We start from the raw sequence: 23,165 nt of genomic DNA, 5'->3' as shown, positions 1-23,165 counted from the left end.
AGGTATCCCACCGAGGATACCTTTTTATTTTATACTTCTTTAACTACAGAGCTTCTTCTTCCCTTTACCATTCCTTTTATAGCTAAAGTCATCACTGCTACTGATTGTGTAACCAATACAATAACTAATAATGAAATAATATTTCTCTCTAAACTAACTCCTCCAAATATTATTGTATAATAGCCATTCGCTGCATATGTTGCAGGAAATAATTCACTAATTGTTTGATATGTTTTAGAAAGCATTTCATGTGGCACAGTTACAACCATTTGTGTTAATGAAAGAAAGGCGAAAAAGACTATTGTCAATAATCCTCTTTTCCTTCTTTTTGCATTGAACCAAAACTCATCATAAATATAAACACAAACATCAAATATGTTCTCCACGTCAAAGAAGGTATATGCCCTGACCAAAGATAGCTAACTAAATAATTAATTCCCATAATACAAGACGATATTACTAAACTAATACTTATTAGTTTTACATATTTGAGCATATCTTTTCTCCTTGTTTTTATTTTTCTACTTCTTCAAACTGTAGATTCACCGGATCTTCTAAAAGTGTTTCATAAAAGTTCTCTGCCAAATCTGTTGAAGGGATTTTTTCATCTACTTCATCAAATCGAATACTATCTAGCCACACACAACCTTCTCCTGATAATAAAACACCAAATGCAATACCAAGTGCTTCTTCTTTTATATCTAATACAACCGAGTACGATTGCCAGTTATTCGTATTTTTAATGGGGCGATTTTGCATATTATCCATAGCGAGCGGTTCTGTATCTTTTCCATCTACTCGCATCCACAATCCTGCCCAATCTCTTACATTTTCACTCTTAATAAATGCTGTAAAACGTAATCTCTTCCCTACATATTTATCCGCTCGGAACATTTGCATTAATGTTGAAAATCCTCCATGCGTAACATTCTCTTTTGCTTTTATGTATGCAGATACTTTTCCTTGATGGACAACTTCATAATCTAAACCCATCTCATATTCAGCAGGATGACTTCCACTTAAGATCCATCCTTTCGGTATACCTTTTTGCATTGAAACACCCTCTCTTTCTATATAAAATGACTGAAAGTACTTTCGATATTTCTTTGGTGGTAATTGAAACATTCTTTTAAAAGCTCTCGTAAATGCCTCTTGTGAGGAAAAACCGTATTGCACTGCAATATCAATAACAGCTCTCTCCGTTGACACTAAAACTTGCGCAGCATGAGTTAACCTTCTCTTTCGAATATAATCTGTTACACTCATCCCAACATATCTTTGAAAGATGCGATGAAAATGGTACATCGATACTGCACTGTGGGATGCCACTCTTTCTGTTGTAAGCTCCTCATGTAAGTGATTCTCTATATATTCAATTGATTTTTTTATTATCTCTTTATATTCTTCATGCATTTTAGCCCCTCCCTCACAACTTCAATTTACCATATACATACAAATCGTTTTTGATTTAAATTGCGGATTAGTCCTTGTGACTGCAGGATAATAATTTATTTTCAACACATACATAATTACATGTTTTTGGGAAAAACTTGTATAGAACGAATTTACATAAGGAGGAATTTATAATGAGAATTCTACTATCAGTTTTATTAGCTCTTATGCTAGTACCTGCATTAACAGGATGTAAAGCTCCTGCCAAAGAAGACACAACTTCTAATAAAAAGACGACTGAAGAAGCAAAAAATGAGGCTCCTGCAGATTTAAAACTAAACTTCAATGAATTCGATTTAAAGGCAGACTACCAAGATACAAAGAAAGACTACGAAGCAGACTATAAAAATGTAGCAGCTGACAAGAAAATGGAAGCAAAAATTGAAGATCATAAAGCAGATGTAAAATTAACAGGAGACGAGGCTATCACAAAATTAAGCCCACTTCTACAAGAATTAAAATTTGATAAAGATACTCCTGACCAAGAAGTAATCGATCAAGTAGTGAACGTGTTCAAACTTGATAAAGACTATCAAAAATTCGATTTAGAAGTTGTCTTCTCTGATGGAACGAAAAAAGAATATAAAAGAGAAATAAAATAAAGAAGTAGGCGGTTGCCTACTTCTTTATTTTTGCATATCTTAAATCTGGTTTAGATCCAACATAATATTGAAGTCCAGATACCGTTTGTTTTTGTAAATAGGAATCCGACGGGAATATAATTGGAATTAATGGTGAATCTGTAAACATAATATCTTCCGCTTTATGCAATAAATCAAAACGCTTATCTTCATTTTGTTCTACTTCTGCTTCCTTCACTAAAGCATCAAATTCTTTATTATGCCATTTTGCATAATTGTTTGGACCATCACCTGCATATAAATCTAATTTAGTAATTGGGTCTAATAGAGAACCGCCCCATCCCATATAAGCTAATTGGAAATCACTTTGCTTATATGTGTCGATGTAACTCTTCCACTCTTTATTTTCTAATTTAATATCTACGCCAAGATTTTTCTTAAACATTTCTTGCATTGCTTCTGCTACTTTTTTATGTTGTGTATCTGTAGTGAATTTTAATGTTACTTCAGGTAATGTAGACCAGCCTTGTTCTTTCATACCTTCTTCTAATAATTTTTTCGCTTCTGCTGGATCAAATTTAACGTAACCACCTTTTTCTTTACGGAAATCACGCCCACTTTGTGTTTTTGCTCCTTCTGGAACGAATGCATTTGCTTCTTGTGCATTGTTTTTATACAGTTTTTCAACAATAAACTTACGATCAACTGCTAATGAGAATGCTTTACGTACTTTCGCATTTGTGAACGGCTCTTTTTCTACGTTAAACGAATAAATATAAGATGAAAATCCTGCAACACGTTTATATTCTTTATTTCCTTTTTCTTTCTCAATCATTTCTTGCGGTAAACTACTTAGTAAATCTAATTCTTTTGATTTGTATAATTGGTACGCTGTTTTAGAATCTGGAATAATACGAAACTCAATTTCTTTTAATGTTACCTTTTTATCATAGTATTCTTTATTTTTTTGTACCGTAATAGCCTGATTATGCTTCCATTCTTTTAATGTGAATGGTCCGTTCGTAATTAACTCTTTTGGATCTGTTTTTAATTTATTATTATCATCAATTGATTTTTTTGATAATGGAATGAATAATGAGCTTGCTAATTTTTGTTTAATGGAAGACACTGGGTGCTCAAGTGTTACCTTTAATGTTTGAGGATCAACAACTTGAATACCAACTTGTCCTTCTTCACCTTTTCCAGTATTGTATGCCTCTGCCCCTTTAATAAAATACATTTCTGTCGCATTCATAGAACCCGTTTTCGGATTTAATAATCGCTTCCATGCAAATTCAAAATCATTTGCTGTAATAGGAGAACCATCTGACCATTTAATATCTTTCTTTAAATGAATTGTATACTCAGTTCCATCAGCATTTACTTCTTCTTTCTCTGCTAATTCATTTTGATATTTTCCATCACTATCTTGTGTATATAAGCTTGAGAATAAATGTCCAATTACATAACCTGAAGTACTATCTGTCGCAATAGCGGAATCAAGTGTATATGGATCGCTACCAATATTCGTTACTAATCGATCGCCTTCTCCCTTACCAGCACTCGCCTTTTGCGTCTCTTTCTTACCGCAAGCGACCGAAGTAATCGCTAAAACAGTCATAATGATAAACAGTAAAAACTTCTTCATCCTACACTCTCCTTTAACCCGAAATTTTTGGTGTTGATGCTAACAATGTTTTTGTATAAGAATGTTGTGGATTACGGAACACTTCGTCCGTATTTCCAAATTCAACAAGTTCTCCTTTATATAAGACAGCCACTTTTTCACATAAATAGTGAACCATCGGCAAATCATGTGCGATAAATAAATATGTATAGCCTTGTTCCTTTTGAATTTTTTGCAGCAGATGTACAATTTGAATTTGCAATGAAACATCTAATGCTGAAATTGGTTCATCAAGAATCAATACTTCTGGCTCACACAATAACGCTCTTGCAATAGCAATTCGTTGACGTTGTCCTCCGCTAAATTCGTGCGGATAGCGATCGATATATCGTCTATCTAATCCCACACGTTCTAGCGCATCACCTGCTACTTTATCCTTTAATCCTTTATCACCTAAACGGAATGAAATATAACCTTCCGTTACGCTATCGCGTACTTTCCAGCGCGGATTTAATGCTGCTGTGGAATCTTGAAAAATGAACTGTACTTTCTGTAAGAAATCACGTTTATGAGCTGCCTTCAACTTGTGAACGACTTGACCGTTATAATCAATTTCACCAGACGTTGGGCTCTCGATCCCAGCTATGAGCTTACCAAGTGTTGTTTTTCCTGAACCACTTTCACCAATAATGCCAAGTGTTGTTCCTTTCGGAATAGAAAGTGATATGTCTTTTAACGCTGTGATTTCTTTACTTTTACTTCCATACGTTTTCTTTACTTGCTTTATAGTAATTAAATCTGTCGTCATGAGGCATTCACCTTCTCTTTTGATTTCGCTTTATTATGCTCTAGAACATGTTGCCAACAATGTGAACTATGCTCCTTAGAATATGTGGTTCTCTCTGGAAAACGATGAATACATTCTTTTATCGCTACTGGACAACGATTTACAAAAGGACAACCAAAGCTATTTAATGTTTCAATGGAAGGTGTCGTTCCTTCTATAGCACGTAATACCTTTTCAGAATCATCCATATTCGGAATTGCTTGTAGTAAGCTTTTTGTGTATGGATGTTTAGGGGAACCTATCACTTCCTCTATCGTTCCTTTTTCAACGACACGTCCCCCATACATAACAACTACTCGATCAGCTACTTCACGTACAAGTGCCAAATCATGTGTAATTAATAAAATACTCGTATTTTGTTTTTCTTTTCTTTCTTTTAATAGCCCCATAATTTGTTTCTGAATCGTTACATCTAACGCTGTTGTCGGCTCGTCTGCAATTACAAGCTTTGGGTGACAAGCAAACGCAATTGCTAAACAAATACGCTGCCTCATACCTCCGCTTAATTGATGTGGGTACTGTTCAAAGCGTTTCTCTGCTTCATGTATCCCTAAACCTGTTAACAAGTTAATCGCAATTTCCTTCGCTTCTCTTTTCGATTTTTTCCCATGTTGCAAAACTACTTCTGTAATTTGTTTGCCTACCTTCATCGTTGGGTTTAAAGATGAAAGCGGATCTTGAAATATAAAGGAAATATCTTTTCCGCGAATTTGATTCCATTCTGACTCTTGTAAATTCGTTAATTCCTTTGCTTGGAAAGCTATATTCCCATCATCGATATGAATTGATTCATGATTCAAGCCGATAATGGATTGTGCTGTGACACTTTTTCCCGAACCACTTTCTCCTACAAGTGCAACTATTTCACCTTCGTTAATAGAAAAGGAAACATGTTTCACAATCGCTTGCTTACTATTCTCTTTTTCAACGGCTAACGTTACGTTTTCTAAAGATAAGATTTGTGCCATGTTTTTTCTCCTTTCGATTTCGTTTGACGATTTTTGGATCAATCGCATCTTGCAAACCATCACCAATTGCATTAAATGCGAACATAATGAGAGCAATCATGATTGCTGGGAAGAATAGCTGCCACCATTCCCCACTCAATAATGTCCCAAGTGCATCATTCGTCATCGTCCCCCAGCTTGCTGCCGGTGATTGCACTCCTAGTCCGATAAAGCTTAAAAATGATTCTGAAAAAATAGCTGCTGGAATTGTAAATGATAAATTCACGATAATAATCCCTGTTAAATTCGGAATTAAATGCCCATATATAATTTTCATATGTGATGTACCTAATCGCTCTGCTGCAATAACAAACTCTCGTTGTTTTAAAGACAATACTTGTGCTCGAATGAGACGAGCCATTCCAATCCATCCCGTTAATGCAAGAGCGATAATAATGGTGAAAAGACCTGGTTTCATAACAATTAATAGTAAAATAACAATTAATAAATATGGGATGCCGTATAATACTTCAATTCCTCTTATAATCCACTCATCAATTAGCGTTCCAAGGCGATTACGTCCTCTCACATATCCACTAAATCCACCAATCAGTACACCAAGACCTATATCGAGGGCAGCTGCTACTAATCCAACTGTTAGTGAAATCTTCCCACCAGCCCAAGTACGTGCCCATATATCTCTTCCCAAATCATCTGTTCCGAACCAATGCTCACTACTAGGTGGTAAGTTTGTTGCCTCTTTTACTTGTTCACTCGCAGTAAATGGCGTTAAACTTTCACCAACAAGTGAGAAAACAATAATGAGTAATAACGTCACTAATCCTAAAACTGCGATTGGATTCGATACAAACTTACGAAACACTTCTTTCTTTCGGCTAATCTTTTGCTGATCTTTATTTATCGTTAATTCTTTCTTCTCTTCATTTGTTAATAACTGGTCATTAATTTCATAAGCTCCCATCTAAACATCCCCCTCCTTACGTAATAGAACGAATACGTGGATCAACAATACGATGAATAATATCTGTAATAAAAATACATACAATTAAAAGTGCACTATAAAAAATGGTTGTTCCCATAATCACTGGATAATCTCGATTAAAAATACTATCTACAAAATATTTTCCGAGACCAGGAATTGAAAAAATCTTTTCAATAACGAAAGTACCTGTTAAAAGTCCCGCCATTAATGGTCCAACAAATGTAAGTACCGGAACAATTGCATTTCGAAGAGCATGTCTTATAATAATCTTCTTAATCGGTATACCTTTCGCTCTCGCTAACTTAATATAATCACTCTGCAGTACTTCGATCATATTAGAGCGAACAAATCTTGTAATCACTGCGATTGGTCCTAACGCTAATGCAAAGGATGGCAATACCGTATGTTCAAATGTACCCCAAGAAGCTACTGGTAAGAGCTCGAATTGAATAGCGAATACTTGTATAAATAGTGGTGCTAAAATAAAGCTCGGAATAGAAATACCGAGGATGGCAAGTAAACTTACACCGTAATCAATTACCTTCCCATGATAGAGAGCAGCAAATGTACCTGCAGCAATTCCGACTAGCAATGAAATAATAAGTGCTTGTAAACCAATAATTGCTGATGGACCAAAACCAGTTGTTATAATTTCTGATACACCTTGCCCGGTTGATTGAACAGATTCACCAAAATCAAAATGAACTACGCCGTCTAAATAAGCAACATATTGATTCCATAACGGTTCATCAAGGTGATACTTCGCTCTCATGTTTTGGATCACTTCTTCAGGAAAGATTTTTGCATCTGATGAAAATGGATCCCCCGGAATAATATGCATAATTAGAAATGTCACCGTCGTAATAACCCATAGCGTGAACACCATAACTGATAATTTTTTAATTACATACACCCTAATAACCCCCTAAACACATATATTTACTTAGTTTTATAAACGTACTTTTTCCATTACTCCCTTTTCTCTTTTTAGAATACAAAAAGCCTTGATCTTAAAAAATAAGATCAAGGCTTAATAAACAAAGGCCCATCACTTATCTTTCAAGACTTGCTTGCTGGAATTAGCACGGTGTTCCTATTACAGAACCCGCTGCTGAGGTGTCATAGGGCCAGTCCCTCTACCTCTCTGGATAAGTAAATTGCTATATTATTATTTGGTTCAAATTGTATATTTCGAATTATAATTCTGAAAAAATGAAAAGTCAATCAAATTGGATATATTTAGAAAAATCAGTTTTTAATACTTTTATTTATCTATATCGTATTTCGCTTATAATAAAAAAAGATATGAAAGGAGTTATAAGATGGACCCCTTACTTCTAGCTACTATAGGATTACCCTTAACAATCGTTATACTTGTCATCATCGGCTTCTACAAACTCTTCATCAAAAAGAAAAGTATCACTTCTTTTTATACCCCTTTCGATAATATTACCGGGCAAACTATTTCCGAATTTCACGAAGAACAGAAGATATTAGTATCCGAGGATGAAGATGGAGATGGCAAGAAGAAAAAATAACCTTGCATAGGCAAGGTTATTTTTTCGTTTCTGCTTGAAAACGTTTATAGTATGTCGATGCTGTTGCAAAATTAATTTCTATATCACGAATCAACGATGAATCTTCTTCTTTAGCTAACTTCTGTAATTTTTTCATTGCTTGTTCTGATTCATTCAAGAAACCAACATATACCTCATGTTCTTGCTCTTTCGATTTTGGAACACGAATTTCTTTACGTATATGATCAATATCTTCTAACATGCTAGTTGTTACCTTTTGCACATCTTCTTTATATGTAGCAGTCGTTATTTCCTTACCGCCCTTTTCTTTTGCCACTTCAAATAACTGCAGTGCGTTATTAATTTCTTTATTCATTTTCAAATCGTATTTTTCATGTACTGCAAGGTATTCTTTCATTTCTTCTGTTTGTTCTGTAGATTGCTCTACCTTTTCTTTCGGTTCTTTCGTATCCTTATTTCCATTACATCCTGCTAGAAGGATCATACTTCCCATTACAGCAATACCCAAAACCTTCTTCATCTCTTCTTCTCCTTTTATCTACAGCTACTACTCATTATAGTTTCTTTTATCTCCACTTGTTATTATACCGAGAACATCCTACTTTTTACACTTAAGACGACATCGTAACATGTATACCAACATGTTTGTCACAGTATCGTCACTTTATACAAATAACTTTTGCACTGCTTTACTACTCACCTTACAAAACTGTAAGCACACATAAAGAACAAACCATGCTAGACTTACATATGCATAACGCAAACATATGTAAGGTTTTAAGGAGAATCATCTATGTACAACACAATACCTTTTATGGGAGAAGATATTCGTGTCCTTATTCGCGAAAAATCACTTCATATCGAAAATACAGAGAGCCTTCGCCGCGTATTAAAGAAGAAGCATGCTCCATTTAAGTTAGCTCAATATTTAAAACAACAACATACAAATCAATTTCATACCGTGCTCAATATATCGGATAAATCATTAACAATCGAAATCATCGGTCATGTCTACATTGGAAACTTTGCAGATACCTTAAAGGAAATCCCACGTATACCGAAGATTGCTCCTATTATCGTTAAAAAAGCGTATAAAATTACTGACCATACCGATATTATCGACTGTGGGGAAAAAGAAGTCGATAGTAATCGCTGGGTGTGGGATAAACTTGCTGTTTTATATGATACGATCATGAATAATATGTATGAGGTATTTCAAAGAAATGAAAAAAAGAACTGATTCAAACATTCCCTTTGAATCAGTTCTTTTTTGTTAAGCCTCTAAATTTTGTTTTTGCTGCAGTTCAAACTGCTTCTCACTTCTTCTGGCCATAAATAGATAACATAACACTGCTCCTACTTCACAAAGCGCAATAACAACCCCCATCGGTAATGCTGTATTACTTCCACCGATACCTACTAGCGGCGCAACAAGAGCTCCTGAAATGAACTGTAATAAGCCTAATAAAGCTGATGCTGTTCCTGCAGCTTGTTTCTGATTTCTCATCGCTAATGAAAACCCAGTTGTTGATACAACCCCGACACTTGATACGACAAGGAATAACGAACATAAAACACCGATTAAACCTATTCCTAGTACGATTGTCAGTAGTAAAGATAGGCCACCAACAGCTGCGATAATAATACCAGCAACAAATAATGTCTTCTCATTCACTTTCCCCGCTAAACGACCCGTTACCTGACTAGCAATAATAATACCGATGCCGTTAATCGCAAAGAATAAACTAAATTGCTGTGGTGATGCTCCGTATATGTTCTGCAACACAAATGGTGAGCCCGAAATGTATGCAAACATTGCCGCTGTTACTAATCCTTGTGACAATGCATATCCCATAAACAGACGGTCCTTTAACAATTTTCCGTACGTCGCCAAAGTCCCTGACAAACCACCCGTTTCTCTTTCTTCAGGAGGTAATGTTTCACGCAATACAAAAGTAGCTGAGATTAACATGAATACACTTATTGCTCCAAGAACGATGAAAACACCGCGCCACGTTGTAAACTGTAATAATTGCCCCCCAATAATCGGTGCCAAAATAGGCGCTGCTCCGTTTACTAACATAAGCAGTGAGAAAAACTTCGTCATTTCAGAACCTGAATACATATCACGTACCATCGCACGTGATATAACAATCCCGGCTGATCCTGAAGCTCCTTGTAGGAAGCGCAATAACACTAATGTCCAAATAGATGGCGCAACAGCACAAAGTAAAGAAGAAGCAACATAAATAATAAGAGCAATAATAAGAGGTTTGCGTCTTCCGTAAATATCACTAATTGAGCCAACAAATAATTGTCCTACTGACAGCCCAAGCAAACAAGCTGTTAATGTAAGCTGCGCGAGGGATGCACCTGTTTGCAAATCATCCGTTAACTTCGGTAATGAAGGCAAATACATATCAATAGATAATGGTCCAATCGCCGTAAGTGTTCCTAATACAAGAATCATCCATAACCTGTTTGCCTTTACAGGTTTATATATTTCGTGATTAACTTCATTCACTTTTTCAATTCACCCTTTCCTATACAAACTGAATCGTAACAATTATAGTTACATCATAAACATACGTCAAGTACAGCGCATTTTCCTCTTTCATAATGTAAAAAAAGCGATAGAAATTCTATCGCTTTACTTTTTCACATTGCTATTCGTAAATTTAGATACTGAGGACATCATCTCTCCCGTATCTAAATATGTAATTTGAATTGGGTCTCCTACTTCTGTAAACATAGCATATGGGAATTTCTTCACCGGTATCATAAATACCTTTTGTTCATTCTCTAAAAGTACGTACACGATTGTATTTTCACCTGATTTTTCTTTATATACACGTTGTACAATACCTTCTTTTTGCGCTTCTTTTCCTGTTGAGGTTGGTCTAAATGTATCACCATTACCGCTCATTACGTTTTTATAATTCTCAAGCGCTTCTTTCTGCGAAGAACCTGTCGCAAATATTTTTGCATTAGCAGCATATACAACTGTATGTGCACGTACTAGGCCTCCGTCATCGACAACCGGAATAATCCAAGCTGGTTTACCGTATACGTTATAAATGACAGGCATTGTCCCATGCCATTTCTCTCTCTTAAAGGAATTATCTACTACTTCTGTAGCTGCTGAACCATCCATAATCCCCTTTACTTCTTTTCCATTATAGTAATATAGCTTGCCTGTGCGTGCATCTACTAATGAATAGCCTAGGGCTGAATCTACTCCTTCTTTTGGAGAAGTAAAGTCTGTAAAATAATACAGTGTTCCATCTTTACCAAAGATCGGGGTCACGCCTTCTTTCGTTCCCCACTCAGTCGGAATTTTCATATCTGTTTGTGAGAATTTCGTATTCCAAAATCCGTGAATATATTTACCAAAGTACGTATTTAACGTAGATGCAGTCTCATGATTTAATACACCATCAACAAATTTAGGTGCCTTTCCTTTATCATATCTTTTCACTTCACCTGTTTGTGCATCTACTACGACAACACCTTCTACCTCAAATCCAGATCTTCCTGAAATAAATTCACCATACGTCATTGTATAATATGGTTTTCCTTTATCATCAACCTCAAATTTAGGTTTTCCTTTAAAGATTAAATTTGGTTCTGCTTGCCTTACCACACGCTCTAAATTATTACCAAAAAACATGCTTGGCACATATTTCATTTTATAACCGAGGTGCAGTTTCGCTTCCGCATCAGGATTCGTACCTGACATCGTTACGTACCCTGGAATTGTCTCAGCTTTACGCGCTTTAAAAAATCCTGAAACTTCAATCGGCGCTACATATAAAGCCTCGCCGTTTACCATTTGTGGCGTTAATTCTCCTAGCTCAAAATAAGCTACTTTTGGAATATCACCAAATACTTTTTTCATCTTATTCTCCGCTGTCTTTGGCGGCACTGTAAACGGCTGGTCATTTTCAGTAAATGGCTCTGAAATATCTTTCTCTACCTTAACAACAGAATCATATTTCTTTTGCGAGATTACTATATCATGCAAATAACCAAAGTAGCCGTAACTTGCGAGTAAAATAAACATTAGAAGTCCTTTTAATGTGCCTTCTAATTTCCCTATTTGATCTTGTGAAAATAAAACAAGCCCAATTAAAATTGCTACTGCAACAGAATAATGAGTAAGAATCGAGTCTACCCGATCATCAATTAGCCAAAAGTATTCATAGATTGCAATACCTATCCAAAATAAAACAGGAATAACTAAAATAGATGATTTCTTACCCTTTACAACCTTCTTATCTCCCTTCTTATCCACTGCTCGAAGCTTACTACTACTTCTTGTCCATGGAATCAAAAACAAAGTAAGAATAGCTAAAACTACAAATTTCATCAAAGGCACTGTCCCCTTTTCTTTTGTATTCCCTTTTAGTATAACAAATAAAGGGTATTAAGGTGAAAATAGGAATAGTTATATTTTTTTACTACTTAATACAATCCCGCTCACTACATATAGAATAGATGCAATATAAAAAATTGTACCAATCGTAAAGAAATCTACTAAATATCCCGTGGCAATAACCGCTACTGCTCCGCCAATGGATGTCCACACATGGTATTTTCCAATCTCATAACCAGCCTTTTCCTGCGCAACCTTTCGTGCTAACGAAGTCTTCTCAGTATTACGCTGCACAGCACCTAAAATGCCCATTACAATTTGAAGAATATATACATGCCATACTTCCGTGGCAATCGGAAAGCAAAGCATTAAGATTGCCATGGACCAAGCGTATATGATTAATAATTTTTTATCACCTACTTGATCAGATATCTTTCCCACTAGTGGATATACAAGTGCTGATGTTAAAGCAAATAAGCCATACGCCCAGCCAAATTGCGAGAAGCTATTTCCAACGTTTCGAAGCAATAATATATAAAAAGGAAATACCATACTTCCTGCCATCATGATGATACTTTGCGAAGCCACAAATCTTCTATATGTCATTTCGTATACTCCCTATAAAATAAATTCACAAATCTCTCTTCTGAATCTACTTCCTTCTTTTTCTTGAGAAATTCTTCAATACGAGGATATGCCCTCTTTAACTGCTCTTTCGTTGGATAAGAATAGTACGGCAAATAGTAACTACCGTTATGCTTTAAAGTAACATCAATCATCTTCCGAATGACATCCTCTGTTTTCTTTATCTCACTCTCTGAGCGTCCCTGGTTAATCAAAAGAACCAGCGCAAACATATCATCTTTCGCATAGGACAAAACTGCATTTTCATTCTTTTCCACGTAACGAATCGTAATGTTGAGTAAATTAAACTCTTCTTCATTTAATACGTTACGTAAATCATCTATATACTCCGTGAAAGCATCTATAGGCACAAAGTATTCTTGTAACACTTCGGTCCTATTTGGATTTTCATATTCCATAAAAGCACTATCTGATCTCATAACATTATTACGCGTCTCATACTTTCCATCTGTACGTTCAAAATAACCTCTTTGTATATCCCAAAATGTATTCTTTCCCCAATCACTATAACGTGATAATCCAAGTAAAAATTTCGGTACCGCTATAATATTTTCTTCCTTTAATTCACTGTACTCTTCTCTCATATTTTGATTTTGTGCCAAAGTATAATCTGTCACATACATCTCTTTTAAAAATGAATTTGGAGCAACAGAAATACGCGCTAAGTGCATACGAACATTTTCATCTCTTTTCACTTTCTCTTTGAAATAAGATACGTATTCTTTATAATCTATCATTCTCGTGTGCATTTCATATAATTCATCATCTGTTAACTTCAGCGTCACATCTAAAATAACTCCAAATAAACCGTAACCCCCAATGACATATGGAAATAACTCTGCATTTTCTTCTCTACTTACATTACGTACCGTGCCATCTGCCATTAACAATCTAAATGAATCTACTGTATCAATTAGTGCCTCATGACGAATATCACGCCCGTGTACATTTACACTTAATGAACCACCAACAGTAAAAATATTTTGAGACTGCATGACCTGTACCGCAAGGCCATATGGATTTATTTTCTTCTGAATATCATTCCACGTGACACCACTTTGAACTGTAATCTGCTTCTTCTCTGGATCAAATTCTAATATTTTATTATATCCTTTCATATCGAGCATCGTGCCATTTGGATAATATGTCTGTCCTCCTTGGCTATGTTGCATGCCTGCAATGGAAATTTTCTCTCCTGAAACTTTTGCATCTCGCACTAATTTTATTAACGAGTGCTCTTCCGTAGCACTTTCAACACGTTTTATTTTTGTCGGAAGCAATTTACCTACATCACTCATAATAGGATGATCAATTTGTTTTTTATACGTATGTACAGACGTTGCAAGCAAAACCGTATATGCAACAATGACCACTACTATCTTTCTTTTTTTCAAAGGACACTCTCCTTATTAGCAACAAAAAGAGATACCTGTTCTTTCAGGTACCTCTCTTGACAGTGATTACTTTGCTGCTGGCAATTGTATTGGATCAAATTTATCATACGATGTAAACTTCGCATCCGTAATAATGTGCGCTTTATCCTCACCATTGCTACTCATAACCATATCTATCTTTGCTGATTCATATTTAAAATCTTTTGTAATAATATATTCTCCATCTATTTCTTCTATCTTTGCATTTTGGCCTTGTAGCATTTGTTTCTGCTTTTCATCCATACTAGCTAACATACTCTCTGTCTCTTGCCCTTTTAATGCAAACTTCAGCTTATAATTATCTCCACTTTTCTCCATCTTCACTTTATTTAAAATTTCCGATGGAATCTCTAAATTATCTACCATTCCTTGAGTCGCATTCATTCCGTTAGCATTTAATTGTTCCTCTGGTACAGACATAACTTCACCCGTATTAGGATTTTTCAACTGACCAGCAATTTTGCCACCCACATCATAAACAACAACCTCTGTACCAGAAACATTCATTTCAGAACGAGAATTTTTTTTCTTCGGCTCTAATTGCATTTTGGCCTTTATTACATTCATCTCTGTTCCTTCAGCCTTTATTCCCACATCATATGTCATCGTTACATTTTCTTCGTTTTTAAAAGCTTCATTCGCTTTATTAAAAACATCCTTCGCTGTTAATTCCTTTTCTTTCTGCACAGCTTCTTTTTTCGGTTCATCAGTCTTTTTTGCTTTCTCATTACTACACCCTACTCCTAGACCGACTGCAAGTACTAAACTTGAAATTAAAATAATTTTTTTCATAACGTCCCCTCCTTCCCAAAAATAATATCATCTCTTTTCCTATGAAATCTATATAATTCGTAATATTCTTCTTTAAATTTATTTCCTATATAGCAACATGTTTGAGAAAAAGTTTAAATATGATGTAAATAATAACAACTCATTTCAGGAGGTCATTATGAAAGCTATTATTTGCACAAAGTATGGACCACCTAATGTTCTCCAACTTCAAAATATAGAAAAGCCTAAACCTAAAAAAAATGAAGTATTAGTTAAAATTCACGCAACAAGTGTATCGACTGGAGATTGTAGAATACGTGGCTTTAATAGCCCCCTCTTATTTTGGATTCCTATGCGGATCATATTAGGTTTCAGAAAACCGAGAAAACCTATACTTGGCGTAGAGTTATCCGGTGAAATCGAAGACATTGGAACAGATGTAACTCAATTTAAAAAAGGAGATCAAATTTTTGCATTAACAGAACTAAACCTTGGTGGTTATGCCGAATACACATGCGTGCATGAAAGTGGATTAATAGCATTAAAACCTACCAATGTGACATATGAAGAAGCTGCCGTTATTCCTTTTGGCGGAACTTCAGCATTGCACTTCCTTAGAAAAGGACAGATAAAAAAAGGGCAACGAGTACTTATATACGGCGCCTCTGGGTCAGTAGGGACAGCTGCCGTACAACTTGCGAAATACTTCGGGGCGACTGTCACAGCCATTTGTAGTAGTTCGAATTTCGATTTAGTAACAGCTTTAGGGGCAGACAACGTAATTGATTATATGAAAGAAGATTTTACTAAGCGGGGCGAGCACTATGACATTATATTTGATGCAGTTGGAAAATATAATAAGTCTCTTTGTACAGATGCATTAATGCCTAATGGAAAATATGTATCTGTGAACGGAATGATGGCAAAAGTCAGTAAAGAAGATATGAACCTACTAAAACAACTAGCTGAAACAGAAAAGCTAAAGCCTGTTATTGATAGAACTTACCGATTAGAAGAAATTGCTGAAGCTCATATATATGTAGAAAAAGGACATAAAAAGGGGAACGTTTCGATTACCATAAAATAAAATATTTTCTGAAAATAACATTGACAATTTTTTTTGTAAGATTTACTATTAGTACCATATTAAAAAACTACATACACATACTCTTATCAAGAGTGGCGGAGGGACTGGCCCGATGATGCCCGGCAACCGAGCTTATAACGTATAAGCTAAGGTGCTAATTCCTGCAAAACGAGTTTTCGTTTTGGAAGATAAGAGAGGAACCTATTTCGTCTATTCGGCACCTCTCTTATTTTGAGAGGTGCTTTTTATTTTGGAACGTATATGAAGGGGGAATCATAGATGAAGAAAGTATTATTAAGCATTGTAAGCGGAGCGGTACTATTATTAGGCGCATGTAGCGCAGGTTCAGATAAACAAGTAAAAGCGTTAGATGAGAAAAAGATTACTGTCGGTGTAACAGGCGGGCCGCATGAGCAGATTTTTGAAAAGGTAAAAGAAGTTGCAGCGAAAGATGGTCTCGAAATTGATATAAAAGTATTTAATGATTATGTAGCACCAAACGTATCCCTCGATGAAAAAAGCCTTGATGTAAATAGCTATCAAACGAAATCATATTTAGACGTATTTAAAGCTGAACGTAATATGAAATTAACCGAAGTATTTTCAACAGTAACATTCCCTATGGGCGTCTATTCTAAAGACATAAAAGATGTAAAAGAATTAAAAGATGGCGACGCAATCGCTGTCCCAAATGACCCAACGAATGAACTTCGTGCTTTAAAGTTATTTGAAAAAGCAGGGGTTTTAAAAGTGGATCCAAAAGCGACAGAAAAAGCGACTGCGAAAGATGTAATTGAAAATCCAAAAAAATTAAAGATTGTTGAGTTAGAGGCATCTCAATTACCAACACAACTAAGTGAAGTAAAAGCAGCTGCAATTAATACAAACTTTGCATTAGGTGCAAAATTAAGCCCTGCGAAAGATTCCATTTTCCGTGAAGGCAAAGATTCGCCTTATGTGAACTGGGTCGTTGTTCGTACTGAAAATAAAGATGATGTTGTTGTAAATAAATTAAAGAAAGCTTATCAATCTAAAGAAGTAAAAGAATTTATCGAGAAAAAATTTGATGGTTCTGTTTTACCGTCTTGGTAGGAGCTGACGATAATGATTGAATTAAAAAATGTATCCAAAGTATTTACAACAAAAAAGGGGAATGTGGAAGCTCTTAAGTCCACTTCCCTCCAAGTAAAAAAGGGCGAAGTATTTGGAATCATTGGATATAGTGGCGCTGGCAAAAGTACATTAATTCGCTGTGTAAATTTATTAGAAAAACCAACGACAGGAAATATTATTGTAAACGAGCAAGATTTAACAACACTGTCTACAAAAGAACTAGCAAAAGCGAGACAAAAAATCGGGATGATTTTTCAAGGATTCAATTTGCTCAAAACTGTTACCGTTTATGAAAATATCGCATTACCGTTACGCCTTGCTGGCGTTCCAAAATTAGAAATTGAAAAAAGGGTAGAAAAGTATTTACGTATTGTCGATCTTTTTAATCGAAAAGATGCCTATCCGAGTGAACTTTCTGGTGGCCAGAAACAACGTGTTGCCATTGCACGTGCACTATCACATGAACCGGAAGTGTTATTAAGCGACGAAGCAACGAGTGCTTTAGATCCAGAAACAACTGATTCTATTCTTGACCTATTATTAAAGATTAATGAGGAAATCGGGATTACAATTTTATTAATTACACATGAAATGAATGTCATCCAACGTATATGCGACCGAGTTGCTGTTATGGAACATGGAGCAGTAATTGAAAGCGGGACTGTGAAGGAGATCTTCACAAACCCACAACATGTAACAACGAAGAAATTTGTAAATAGTGCATTTGCAGCAAAAATCCCAGCTGAAGTACAAAAAGAACTACAAAGAACCGGAGAAATCGTAACACTTTCATTTATAGGAAATTCTTCTGGTGAACCAGCGTTAGCTATCGCTACAAAACGTTTCCAAGTGTATCCAAATATTTTATCCGGTAATATTACACAGTTAAAACATGAGGCATACGGGAAACTTGTCATTCATATGCAAGGGGAACAAAATGAAATCCACCGTGCTTTATCATTTTTACAAGAGCAAGGAATCATCGTAGAAGGAGGTAGAACAGATTATGGGAAACAAGTCCTTTTTGGATGAATGGGGTAAAGTCATATGGGAAGCAACCATTCAAACATTTCAAATGACATCTATTTCACTATTCATCTCTATCCTTATTGCACTACCACTTGGTGTCACACTTGTTTTAACAAGACCTGGTGGGCAGCACGAAAATAAAATCATTTACCCAATTCTTAATACAATTATTAATATCATTCGCTCTCTTCCATTTATCATTCTATTATTCTTCATTTTACCTTTTACAAAGTTTCTAATGGGAACCTCCATTGGTGTACAAGGCGTAATCGTACCGCTTGTCGTATTCACGGCCCCTTATATTGCACGATTAATGGAAACTGCTTTATTAGAAGTAGATCGCGGCGTTATTGAAGCCTATCAAGCGATGGGCGTTTCTACTATAAAAATTATTTGGCACGTTATGGTGAAAGAAGCTCGTCCCTCCCTTGTACTTGGATTAACAATTGCAACGATTGGCTTAATCGGCGCAACAGCAATGGCTGGTCTTGTAGGCGCTGGTGGGCTAGGGGACTTAGCATATCGCTTCGGACATTTACGCTATGAACCTGAAGTAATGTATGCAACTGTCTTTATTTTAATTATCCTCGTTCAAGGATTACAGTCTTTAGGGAATGGTATTGCACGAAGGTTGAAGAAAGATTAAAAAAGAAGGTATCTCACTAAGGTGAGATACCTTCTTTTTTATCTTTTAAATCCACCTTCTGAATGAATAACTTGCCCAGTAATCCACTCAGCTTCTTCACTTACTAAAAATTTAATGAGTCTAGCTGCATCCTTTGGCTCACCAATTCTGCCAAAAGGAAACATCGGCTTTAACCCTTGTTTTATCTCTTCAGTCATCCATCCTGTATCAGTTGGTCCTGGATTAATTGCATTCACTGTTATTCCTAAATGAGCTACCTCTGCTGACAACGTACTAGTAAGAGCATCAATAGCTCCCTTCGTTGTTGCATACGCTAGTTCTCCTACCATAGGACCTTGAAATTGCCCCGAAGTCATATTCACAATTCTACCACCAGATTTTTTATCAAATCCTCGGGCAAATTGACTACTGAGCAATGTAGTCGCACGAATATTCACCATATAATGCTTATCTAATTCTTCAGCAGTCAACGTAGAGAAATCATTATTCGTAGAATATGCTGCATTATTAATTAATATATGAGGGTACCCTAATTGTTCAGTAACTTTATTTATAAGCTCTTTCGGTGCATCATTCTGAGTTAAATCTAACTCCATACTTGAGACTTTAACACCGTTTTTTAGTAACTCTTCTTTTAATTGTATTTGTTCATTTTTATCAACGCCCCAAGGCATCTCTTTATCGTAAGCTGTCCAATACGTAAAAAATATATCGTATCCTGATTCAGCTAATTCTTTACAAACCGCTGCGCCTATACCATCTAGACGACTTACCCCTGTAATAACTGCTACTTTATTTTTTAATTGGTTCATCATATACTCCTCCAAGTTTAAAGGACGCATATTTTATATAAGAGATATAAACTTTCCCACAAAAAAGACAGATACATAAAATAGGCACCTATCCTTATAAAAGGGATGTACAATCCAAATATGCATTCCTTGAATGATTTACAGATGACTAAATAAACCCTCGCTTATGAGAGCAAAATTCATCTATCTAGTTTCTAATCATTACAAGTTCATCCACATATTGAGTCTTTGTCTCCTTTACATATATCTCCAAATTTTATTTTAGCACTAAAGATTTAATATTTCAAAAAATAAAAGAACCACTCCTATTTATAAAGTACCGTGTACTATAAACCATAGTGAATAACTAATTTAAATTTAAGTGTATACATTTATCATTACCTATTCGTTGTATAAGTGTAGGGAGGAAAAATGATGGGAAAAGAAAATATATTGACCTCCTATCTTATCAATTTAGGAGAGGAAGTGTTCAAACTATTATTAGCGAAAGGGGCTATAAAAGAAGATGCAGAAGACATCATCCAAAATACTTTCTATAAAGTATATACGTTGCTAGATGACCTAACCGAGAGTAGCATACGACCATGGTTTTTTAGGGTCGCATTAAATGAATACATTGACTTGAAGAGAAAAAAAGAGCAACAAAATATCCATTTAACTGAAGAAATTTATTCAAAACTACAATATACAGACCGAGAATTGGATGCTGTTTTAAATAAAGACGAGATTTTCTATTTATTAAAAGATATAAAACCAGAATATAAAGAAGCCTTCTTTTTAAAATATTATTATGATTTTTCATATGAAGAAATCGCCCTAATACTCGATATTCAAGTTAACAGCGTCAAACAAAAATTACATCGCGCACGTAAAACAATTCATTCTACAGTAGGGGGAAAACCTTAATGGATACTTCTTTAAAAAATGCGTTAAAAAAAGCTAAAAGGAAACAATTACTTAAAATCATCATTACTTCTATTATCGTTGTCATCATACTTATCCCTATCATTTATAAAGTGGGCAATTACTTCGCGGCGAAAAGCTCTACGAAGCTTCACGAACGACTATTTTTACATAACGCAATTGCAGAACCAAATGTGCAAATTGATTCTCAAGTAACGAGTAATTCATCTATGTTTGGCGGCAATATTATATCAAATCGTTCCAAAAATATTAATGGTTATATCGTCCCATGGAACACATTAACAAGCTCCTATGGTTGGATCCGTATCAATATCGATTCCAATGAATTAACGCCTGGTTTTTATTGGTCCAGGTCCAATGCAGAATTTTATGAGTACGATAAACAAACAAAAAATAAATTTGCGACATTTTATAACCCGAATATTAAAGATTATCATGATGGTGTCCAAAATGAATTAGGTGAAGTTTCACAAATGAACAACTATGTTGCCGAAGTTGCCATCTCTTTCAATCAACCCTATACATTAAAAGAAGTTCAAACAAAAATACCAGATAACTTAAATATCGTATGGCTATATATGACCTCACCCATTGGAGATGAAAGTAAAGGACCTGCCGGTATGCCCGTTTACGGATTCAATCCAGACACATCTCCTGAAGAAGCTTACAAAGAGTTTGTTGATTCACTTAACCAATACGATGACGATGGACATGACGAAGATATCCAGAAGTTTTTAAAAGCAAACAAAAACAAACCATTCGATCAAGTGAAAATTTTAGGTGTTATGCTAACAGGAAAAACCGAAAACTTTAAGGCATTAGAAAACCAAGACTTTATTCGCGGTGCTTCTGTAGGGGTGACTGCGCAAGTTGTTCCTTATATAAAACCAGAGAAATAATACGTAATGCCCAGATATGCTAAAGAAACTACATGAATCTGTTTACTCTGGGAGCTCTCTACTAAAATAGATAGCTCCCATACCACATTTATTCTTCACCTTCCAAAAATAAATTTCAAAATGCTTTATGTACAATTTTACAAATAAAAAATCATAAATTTGTTCACATTATATCCATTGTGAATCTTTTCACATTGAATATATAATAAACTTGTAAATACAATATTGGAGGGATTTCAATGGTTATCAATTTTTTAAGAACTGATAAACGTGCTACTTTCATATTATTACTTTTACGGCTTTACATAGGGTATACATGGCTCGCTGCTGGGATAGGCAAAGTCTTCGGACAATCTTTTGACGCAAGTGGCTTTCTAAAGGGTGCTATTGCTCAAGCATCAGGTGACCACCCTGCAGTACAAAGTTGGTGGGCAGATTTTCTTCAACATTTTGTCCTTCCAAACGCAGACCTATTTAGCTTTTTAGTTCAATGGGGAGAAATTTTAGTAGGTCTAGGTTTAATTTTAGGCGGATTAACAAAAACAGCTGCATTTTTCGGAATCATAATGAATCTTTCATTTTTATTAAGTGGAACCGTTAGTGTAAACCCAAACCTGCTTATTTTGACTATGTTCATTTTAGTTGCAGGGCAGAACGCTGGACGTATTGGATTAGATGGCTATGTTTTCCCTAAACTTTTCCGTAAAAACAACCACGGAACATATAAATTAAGTAAAACTGCATAGTAACAGTTTACTTTTAAAATATAAATAAGAAAAAGAGCCTGAATATAGGCTCTTTTTCTTATTTCTCCTAATTTAAACTTTTAACGAGCCACGGAATCCTCTAGCAGCATAATAGGAGTCTGCTCCATTATGGTACACGAAAACATGTCCAAAGCGATAATCGCAAAATAAAGCACCACCGAGTTCTCGAATATCTGAAGGTGTTTGTACCCAACTTGATGATTTCATGTCAAAATCGCCAAGTTGTTGCAATTCCCGATACTGTTCTTCCGTTAATAATTCAATGCCCATAGCATTGGCAACATCAATAACGTTATTTTCTGGTTTATGTTTTTTTCTTGATTCTAACGCTTCAAGATCATAACAAAGACTTCTGCGGCCTTTAGGACTCTCCTTTGAACAATCATAGAAAGTATATTCGTCCTTTTCTTCATCATAACCAACAACATCCGGTTCACCACCAGTTACTTCCATTTCGTTAAGTGACCACATTTTTTCATTATTAGTAGTCAGCTTCGCTTCAACTTTAGCCCATTCAAGACCTTCATGGCGGTTCATGTTTTTCTCAAAACGAGCTTGCAATACTTTCAATAACTCTTCACGTTTTTCTACTAGTAAGTCATTTTTATTTCCTGTCATATTAGTCCTCCCTGATTTATGTACTGATAGTAGTTTAAGTATATATTTTAT

The 23,165-nt window shown here is 35.3% G+C and carries 26 protein-coding genes and 2 riboswitches; of the genes, 10 read left to right on the top strand and 16 right to left on the bottom strand.

What is annotated here, in order from left to right; genetic code table 11:
- Positions 1 to 29: 29 nt before the first annotated feature.
- Genes ACUL40_RS20785 through ACUL40_RS20775 form a run of 3 tightly spaced genes read right to left on the bottom strand, consistent with a single transcriptional unit; the run spans position 30 to position 1,413 of the window.
- Positions 30 to 308: a hypothetical protein gene (locus tag ACUL40_RS20785; protein ID WP_000156944.1), complete on the bottom strand. Its 279-nt coding sequence runs from the start codon at positions 306 to 308 to the stop codon at positions 30 to 32.
- On the bottom strand, positions 305 to 496 hold the full coding sequence (locus ACUL40_RS20780; protein WP_000922547.1) for a hypothetical protein: 192 nt from the start codon (positions 494 to 496) through the stop codon (positions 305 to 307). Before ACUL40_RS20780 ends, ACUL40_RS20785 begins: the two co-directional genes overlap by 4 nt.
- 17 nt (positions 497 to 513) lie before the next feature.
- On the bottom strand, positions 514 to 1,413 hold the full coding sequence (locus tag ACUL40_RS20775; RefSeq protein ID WP_000544202.1) for a helix-turn-helix transcriptional regulator: 900 nt from the start codon (positions 1,411 to 1,413) through the stop codon (positions 514 to 516).
- Positions 1,414 to 1,586: 173 nt separating this feature from the next.
- Between ACUL40_RS20775 and ACUL40_RS20770 the strand changes: the two genes are divergently transcribed.
- Positions 1,587 to 2,054 (top strand): YusW family protein, encoded by a 468-nt coding sequence (locus tag ACUL40_RS20770; RefSeq protein WP_001221552.1) that lies wholly within the window; start codon positions 1,587 to 1,589, stop codon positions 2,052 to 2,054.
- A 16-nt stretch (positions 2,055 to 2,070) separates the two neighbouring features.
- On the opposite strand, the gene ACUL40_RS20765 is transcribed toward ACUL40_RS20770, so the two are convergent.
- The 5 genes from ACUL40_RS20765 to ACUL40_RS20745 are packed head-to-tail and all read right to left on the bottom strand — an operon-like array spanning position 2,071 to position 7,370.
- The gene (locus tag ACUL40_RS20765; protein ID WP_233935630.1) at positions 2,071 to 3,681 is read right to left on the bottom strand and encodes a peptide ABC transporter substrate-binding protein; all 1,611 of its coding nucleotides are present in this window, start codon (positions 3,679 to 3,681) and stop codon (positions 2,071 to 2,073) included.
- A 13-nt stretch (positions 3,682 to 3,694) separates the two neighbouring features.
- Positions 3,695 to 4,468 (bottom strand): ABC transporter ATP-binding protein, encoded by a 774-nt coding sequence (locus tag ACUL40_RS20760; RefSeq protein ID WP_074047593.1) that lies wholly within the window; start codon positions 4,466 to 4,468, stop codon positions 3,695 to 3,697.
- Complete coding sequence (locus ACUL40_RS20755; protein ID WP_445423057.1) at positions 4,465 to 5,475, bottom strand: ABC transporter ATP-binding protein; 1,011 nt, start codon at positions 5,473 to 5,475, stop codon at positions 4,465 to 4,467. The genes ACUL40_RS20760 and ACUL40_RS20755 overlap by 4 nt, the downstream gene beginning before the upstream one ends.
- Positions 5,432 to 6,436: an ABC transporter permease gene (locus ACUL40_RS20750; protein WP_074047592.1), complete on the bottom strand. Its 1,005-nt coding sequence runs from the start codon at positions 6,434 to 6,436 to the stop codon at positions 5,432 to 5,434. Before ACUL40_RS20750 ends, ACUL40_RS20755 begins: the two co-directional genes overlap by 44 nt.
- A gap of 16 nt (positions 6,437 to 6,452) precedes the next feature.
- Positions 6,453 to 7,370, bottom strand: a complete 918-nt coding sequence (locus ACUL40_RS20745) for an ABC transporter permease (RefSeq protein WP_000289310.1) — start codon at positions 7,368 to 7,370, stop codon at positions 6,453 to 6,455.
- A 136-nt stretch (positions 7,371 to 7,506) separates the two neighbouring features.
- Positions 7,507 to 7,612: riboswitch (SAM riboswitch) on the bottom strand.
- Positions 7,613 to 7,779: 167 nt separating this feature from the next.
- Here ACUL40_RS20745 and ACUL40_RS20740 point away from each other — a divergent pair.
- Entirely contained in the window at positions 7,780 to 7,995 is a 216-nt protein-coding gene (locus ACUL40_RS20740) for a DUF3951 domain-containing protein (protein ID WP_000371388.1), read from the top strand.
- 16 nt (positions 7,996 to 8,011) lie between these two features.
- Here ACUL40_RS20740 and ACUL40_RS20735 read toward each other — a convergent pair whose 3' ends face one another.
- Positions 8,012 to 8,515, bottom strand: coding sequence for a hypothetical protein (locus ACUL40_RS20735; protein WP_000756525.1), 504 nt, complete (start codon positions 8,513 to 8,515; stop codon positions 8,012 to 8,014).
- A 273-nt stretch (positions 8,516 to 8,788) separates the two neighbouring features.
- Here ACUL40_RS20735 and ACUL40_RS20730 point away from each other — a divergent pair, with 273 nt between their 5' ends.
- The gene (locus ACUL40_RS20730; protein WP_000282860.1) at positions 8,789 to 9,235 is read left to right on the top strand and encodes a hypothetical protein; all 447 of its coding nucleotides are present in this window, start codon (positions 8,789 to 8,791) and stop codon (positions 9,233 to 9,235) included.
- A 33-nt stretch (positions 9,236 to 9,268) separates the two neighbouring features.
- Here the strand turns inward: ACUL40_RS20730 and ACUL40_RS20725 are convergent, their stop codons facing one another.
- The 5 genes from ACUL40_RS20725 to ACUL40_RS20705 form a co-directional block, all read right to left on the bottom strand.
- Positions 9,269 to 10,528: a multidrug effflux MFS transporter gene (locus tag ACUL40_RS20725; RefSeq protein ID WP_224200803.1), complete on the bottom strand. Its 1,260-nt coding sequence runs from the start codon at positions 10,526 to 10,528 to the stop codon at positions 9,269 to 9,271.
- Between the two features lie 117 nt (positions 10,529 to 10,645).
- Positions 10,646 to 12,364, bottom strand: a complete 1,719-nt coding sequence (locus ACUL40_RS20720) for a DUF3981 domain-containing protein (protein ID WP_000674047.1) — start codon at positions 12,362 to 12,364, stop codon at positions 10,646 to 10,648.
- Positions 12,365 to 12,442: 78 nt separating this feature from the next.
- The gene (locus tag ACUL40_RS20715; protein WP_000222361.1) at positions 12,443 to 12,976 is read right to left on the bottom strand and encodes an MFS transporter; all 534 of its coding nucleotides are present in this window, start codon (positions 12,974 to 12,976) and stop codon (positions 12,443 to 12,445) included.
- Entirely contained in the window at positions 12,973 to 14,409 is a 1,437-nt protein-coding gene (locus ACUL40_RS20710) for an FAD-binding oxidoreductase (protein WP_000746311.1), read from the bottom strand. Before ACUL40_RS20710 ends, ACUL40_RS20715 begins: the two co-directional genes overlap by 4 nt.
- Positions 14,410 to 14,475: 66 nt before the next feature.
- On the bottom strand, positions 14,476 to 15,240 hold the full coding sequence (locus tag ACUL40_RS20705) for a DUF6612 family protein (protein ID WP_000720580.1): 765 nt from the start codon (positions 15,238 to 15,240) through the stop codon (positions 14,476 to 14,478).
- Between the two features lie 157 nt (positions 15,241 to 15,397).
- Here ACUL40_RS20705 and ACUL40_RS20700 point away from each other — a divergent pair, with 157 nt between their 5' ends.
- The 4 genes from ACUL40_RS20700 to ACUL40_RS20685 all read left to right on the top strand — a co-directional run bounded on the left by ACUL40_RS20700 (position 15,398) and on the right by ACUL40_RS20685 (position 19,094).
- Positions 15,398 to 16,306: an NAD(P)-dependent alcohol dehydrogenase gene (locus ACUL40_RS20700; protein WP_144561154.1), complete on the top strand. Its 909-nt coding sequence runs from the start codon at positions 15,398 to 15,400 to the stop codon at positions 16,304 to 16,306.
- Between the two features lie 80 nt (positions 16,307 to 16,386).
- A riboswitch (SAM riboswitch) is annotated at positions 16,387 to 16,501 on the top strand.
- Between the two features lie 84 nt (positions 16,502 to 16,585).
- The gene (locus ACUL40_RS20695; RefSeq protein ID WP_050252107.1) at positions 16,586 to 17,398 is read left to right on the top strand and encodes a MetQ/NlpA family ABC transporter substrate-binding protein; all 813 of its coding nucleotides are present in this window, start codon (positions 16,586 to 16,588) and stop codon (positions 17,396 to 17,398) included.
- Between the two features lie 12 nt (positions 17,399 to 17,410).
- On the top strand, positions 17,411 to 18,451 hold the full coding sequence (locus tag ACUL40_RS20690) for a methionine ABC transporter ATP-binding protein (protein ID WP_445423058.1): 1,041 nt from the start codon (positions 17,411 to 17,413) through the stop codon (positions 18,449 to 18,451).
- Entirely contained in the window at positions 18,426 to 19,094 is a 669-nt protein-coding gene (locus tag ACUL40_RS20685) for a methionine ABC transporter permease (RefSeq protein WP_000527136.1), read from the top strand. Before ACUL40_RS20690 ends, ACUL40_RS20685 begins: the two co-directional genes overlap by 26 nt.
- Before the next feature lie 38 nt (positions 19,095 to 19,132).
- Here ACUL40_RS20685 and ACUL40_RS20680 read toward each other — a convergent pair whose 3' ends face one another.
- Complete coding sequence (locus ACUL40_RS20680) at positions 19,133 to 19,909, bottom strand: SDR family oxidoreductase (RefSeq protein WP_002182367.1); 777 nt, start codon at positions 19,907 to 19,909, stop codon at positions 19,133 to 19,135.
- Between the two features lie 411 nt (positions 19,910 to 20,320).
- Between ACUL40_RS20680 and ACUL40_RS20675 the strand changes: the two genes are divergently transcribed.
- The 3 genes from ACUL40_RS20675 to ACUL40_RS20665 all read left to right on the top strand — a co-directional run bounded on the left by ACUL40_RS20675 (position 20,321) and on the right by ACUL40_RS20665 (position 22,475).
- Positions 20,321 to 20,812 (top strand): RNA polymerase sigma factor, encoded by a 492-nt coding sequence (locus ACUL40_RS20675; protein WP_074047587.1) that lies wholly within the window; start codon positions 20,321 to 20,323, stop codon positions 20,810 to 20,812.
- Positions 20,812 to 21,729, top strand: coding sequence for a sigma factor regulator N-terminal domain-containing protein (locus tag ACUL40_RS20670; RefSeq protein WP_074047586.1), 918 nt, complete (start codon positions 20,812 to 20,814; stop codon positions 21,727 to 21,729). Before ACUL40_RS20675 ends, ACUL40_RS20670 begins: the two co-directional genes overlap by 1 nt.
- Before the next feature lie 239 nt (positions 21,730 to 21,968).
- Complete coding sequence (locus tag ACUL40_RS20665; protein ID WP_000236367.1) at positions 21,969 to 22,475, top strand: DoxX family membrane protein; 507 nt, start codon at positions 21,969 to 21,971, stop codon at positions 22,473 to 22,475.
- A 72-nt stretch (positions 22,476 to 22,547) separates the two neighbouring features.
- Here the strand turns inward: ACUL40_RS20665 and ACUL40_RS20660 are convergent, their stop codons facing one another.
- The gene (locus ACUL40_RS20660) at positions 22,548 to 23,114 is read right to left on the bottom strand and encodes a DUF4256 domain-containing protein (RefSeq protein ID WP_000147394.1); all 567 of its coding nucleotides are present in this window, start codon (positions 23,112 to 23,114) and stop codon (positions 22,548 to 22,550) included.
- Between the last annotated feature and the right edge of the window lie 51 nt (positions 23,115 to 23,165).

This window comes from Bacillus sp. KNSH39 (assembly GCF_052656585.1).
This window is presented reverse-complemented; position numbering and strand designations above follow the sequence as displayed.

Coding starts and splice junctions, on each gene's coding strand:
- ACUL40_RS20780 (WP_000922547.1), bottom strand. CDS start 496: ATGCTCAAATATGTAAAACTAATAAGTATTAGTTTAGTAATATCGTCT.
- ACUL40_RS20775 (WP_000544202.1), bottom strand. CDS start 1,413: ATGCATGAAGAATATAAAGAGATAATAAAAAAATCAATTGAATATATA.
- ACUL40_RS20770 (WP_001221552.1), top strand. CDS start 1,587: ATGAGAATTCTACTATCAGTTTTATTAGCTCTTATGCTAGTACCTGCA.
- ACUL40_RS20765 (WP_233935630.1), bottom strand. CDS start 3,681: ATGAAGAAGTTTTTACTGTTTATCATTATGACTGTTTTAGCGATTACT.
- ACUL40_RS20760 (WP_074047593.1), bottom strand. CDS start 4,468: ATGACGACAGATTTAATTACTATAAAGCAAGTAAAGAAAACGTATGGA.
- ACUL40_RS20755 (WP_445423057.1), bottom strand. CDS start 5,475: ATGGCACAAATCTTATCTTTAGAAAACGTAACGTTAGCCGTTGAAAAA.
- ACUL40_RS20750 (WP_074047592.1), bottom strand. CDS start 6,436: ATGGGAGCTTATGAAATTAATGACCAGTTATTAACAAATGAAGAGAAG.
- ACUL40_RS20740 (WP_000371388.1), top strand. CDS start 7,780: ATGGACCCCTTACTTCTAGCTACTATAGGATTACCCTTAACAATCGTT.
- ACUL40_RS20735 (WP_000756525.1), bottom strand. CDS start 8,515: ATGAAGAAGGTTTTGGGTATTGCTGTAATGGGAAGTATGATCCTTCTA.
- ACUL40_RS20730 (WP_000282860.1), top strand. CDS start 8,789: ATGTACAACACAATACCTTTTATGGGAGAAGATATTCGTGTCCTTATT.
- ACUL40_RS20720 (WP_000674047.1), bottom strand. CDS start 12,364: ATGAAATTTGTAGTTTTAGCTATTCTTACTTTGTTTTTGATTCCATGG.
- ACUL40_RS20715 (WP_000222361.1), bottom strand. CDS start 12,976: ATGACATATAGAAGATTTGTGGCTTCGCAAAGTATCATCATGATGGCA.
- ACUL40_RS20705 (WP_000720580.1), bottom strand. CDS start 15,240: ATGAAAAAAATTATTTTAATTTCAAGTTTAGTACTTGCAGTCGGTCTA.
- ACUL40_RS20700 (WP_144561154.1), top strand. CDS start 15,398: ATGAAAGCTATTATTTGCACAAAGTATGGACCACCTAATGTTCTCCAA.
- ACUL40_RS20695 (WP_050252107.1), top strand. CDS start 16,586: ATGAAGAAAGTATTATTAAGCATTGTAAGCGGAGCGGTACTATTATTA.
- ACUL40_RS20690 (WP_445423058.1), top strand. CDS start 17,411: ATGATTGAATTAAAAAATGTATCCAAAGTATTTACAACAAAAAAGGGG.
- ACUL40_RS20685 (WP_000527136.1), top strand. CDS start 18,426: ATGGGAAACAAGTCCTTTTTGGATGAATGGGGTAAAGTCATATGGGAA.
- ACUL40_RS20680 (WP_002182367.1), bottom strand. CDS start 19,909: ATGATGAACCAATTAAAAAATAAAGTAGCAGTTATTACAGGGGTAAGT.
- ACUL40_RS20675 (WP_074047587.1), top strand. CDS start 20,321: ATGGGAAAAGAAAATATATTGACCTCCTATCTTATCAATTTAGGAGAG.
- ACUL40_RS20670 (WP_074047586.1), top strand. CDS start 20,812: ATGGATACTTCTTTAAAAAATGCGTTAAAAAAAGCTAAAAGGAAACAA.
- ACUL40_RS20665 (WP_000236367.1), top strand. CDS start 21,969: ATGGTTATCAATTTTTTAAGAACTGATAAACGTGCTACTTTCATATTA.
- ACUL40_RS20660 (WP_000147394.1), bottom strand. CDS start 23,114: ATGACAGGAAATAAAAATGACTTACTAGTAGAAAAACGTGAAGAGTTA.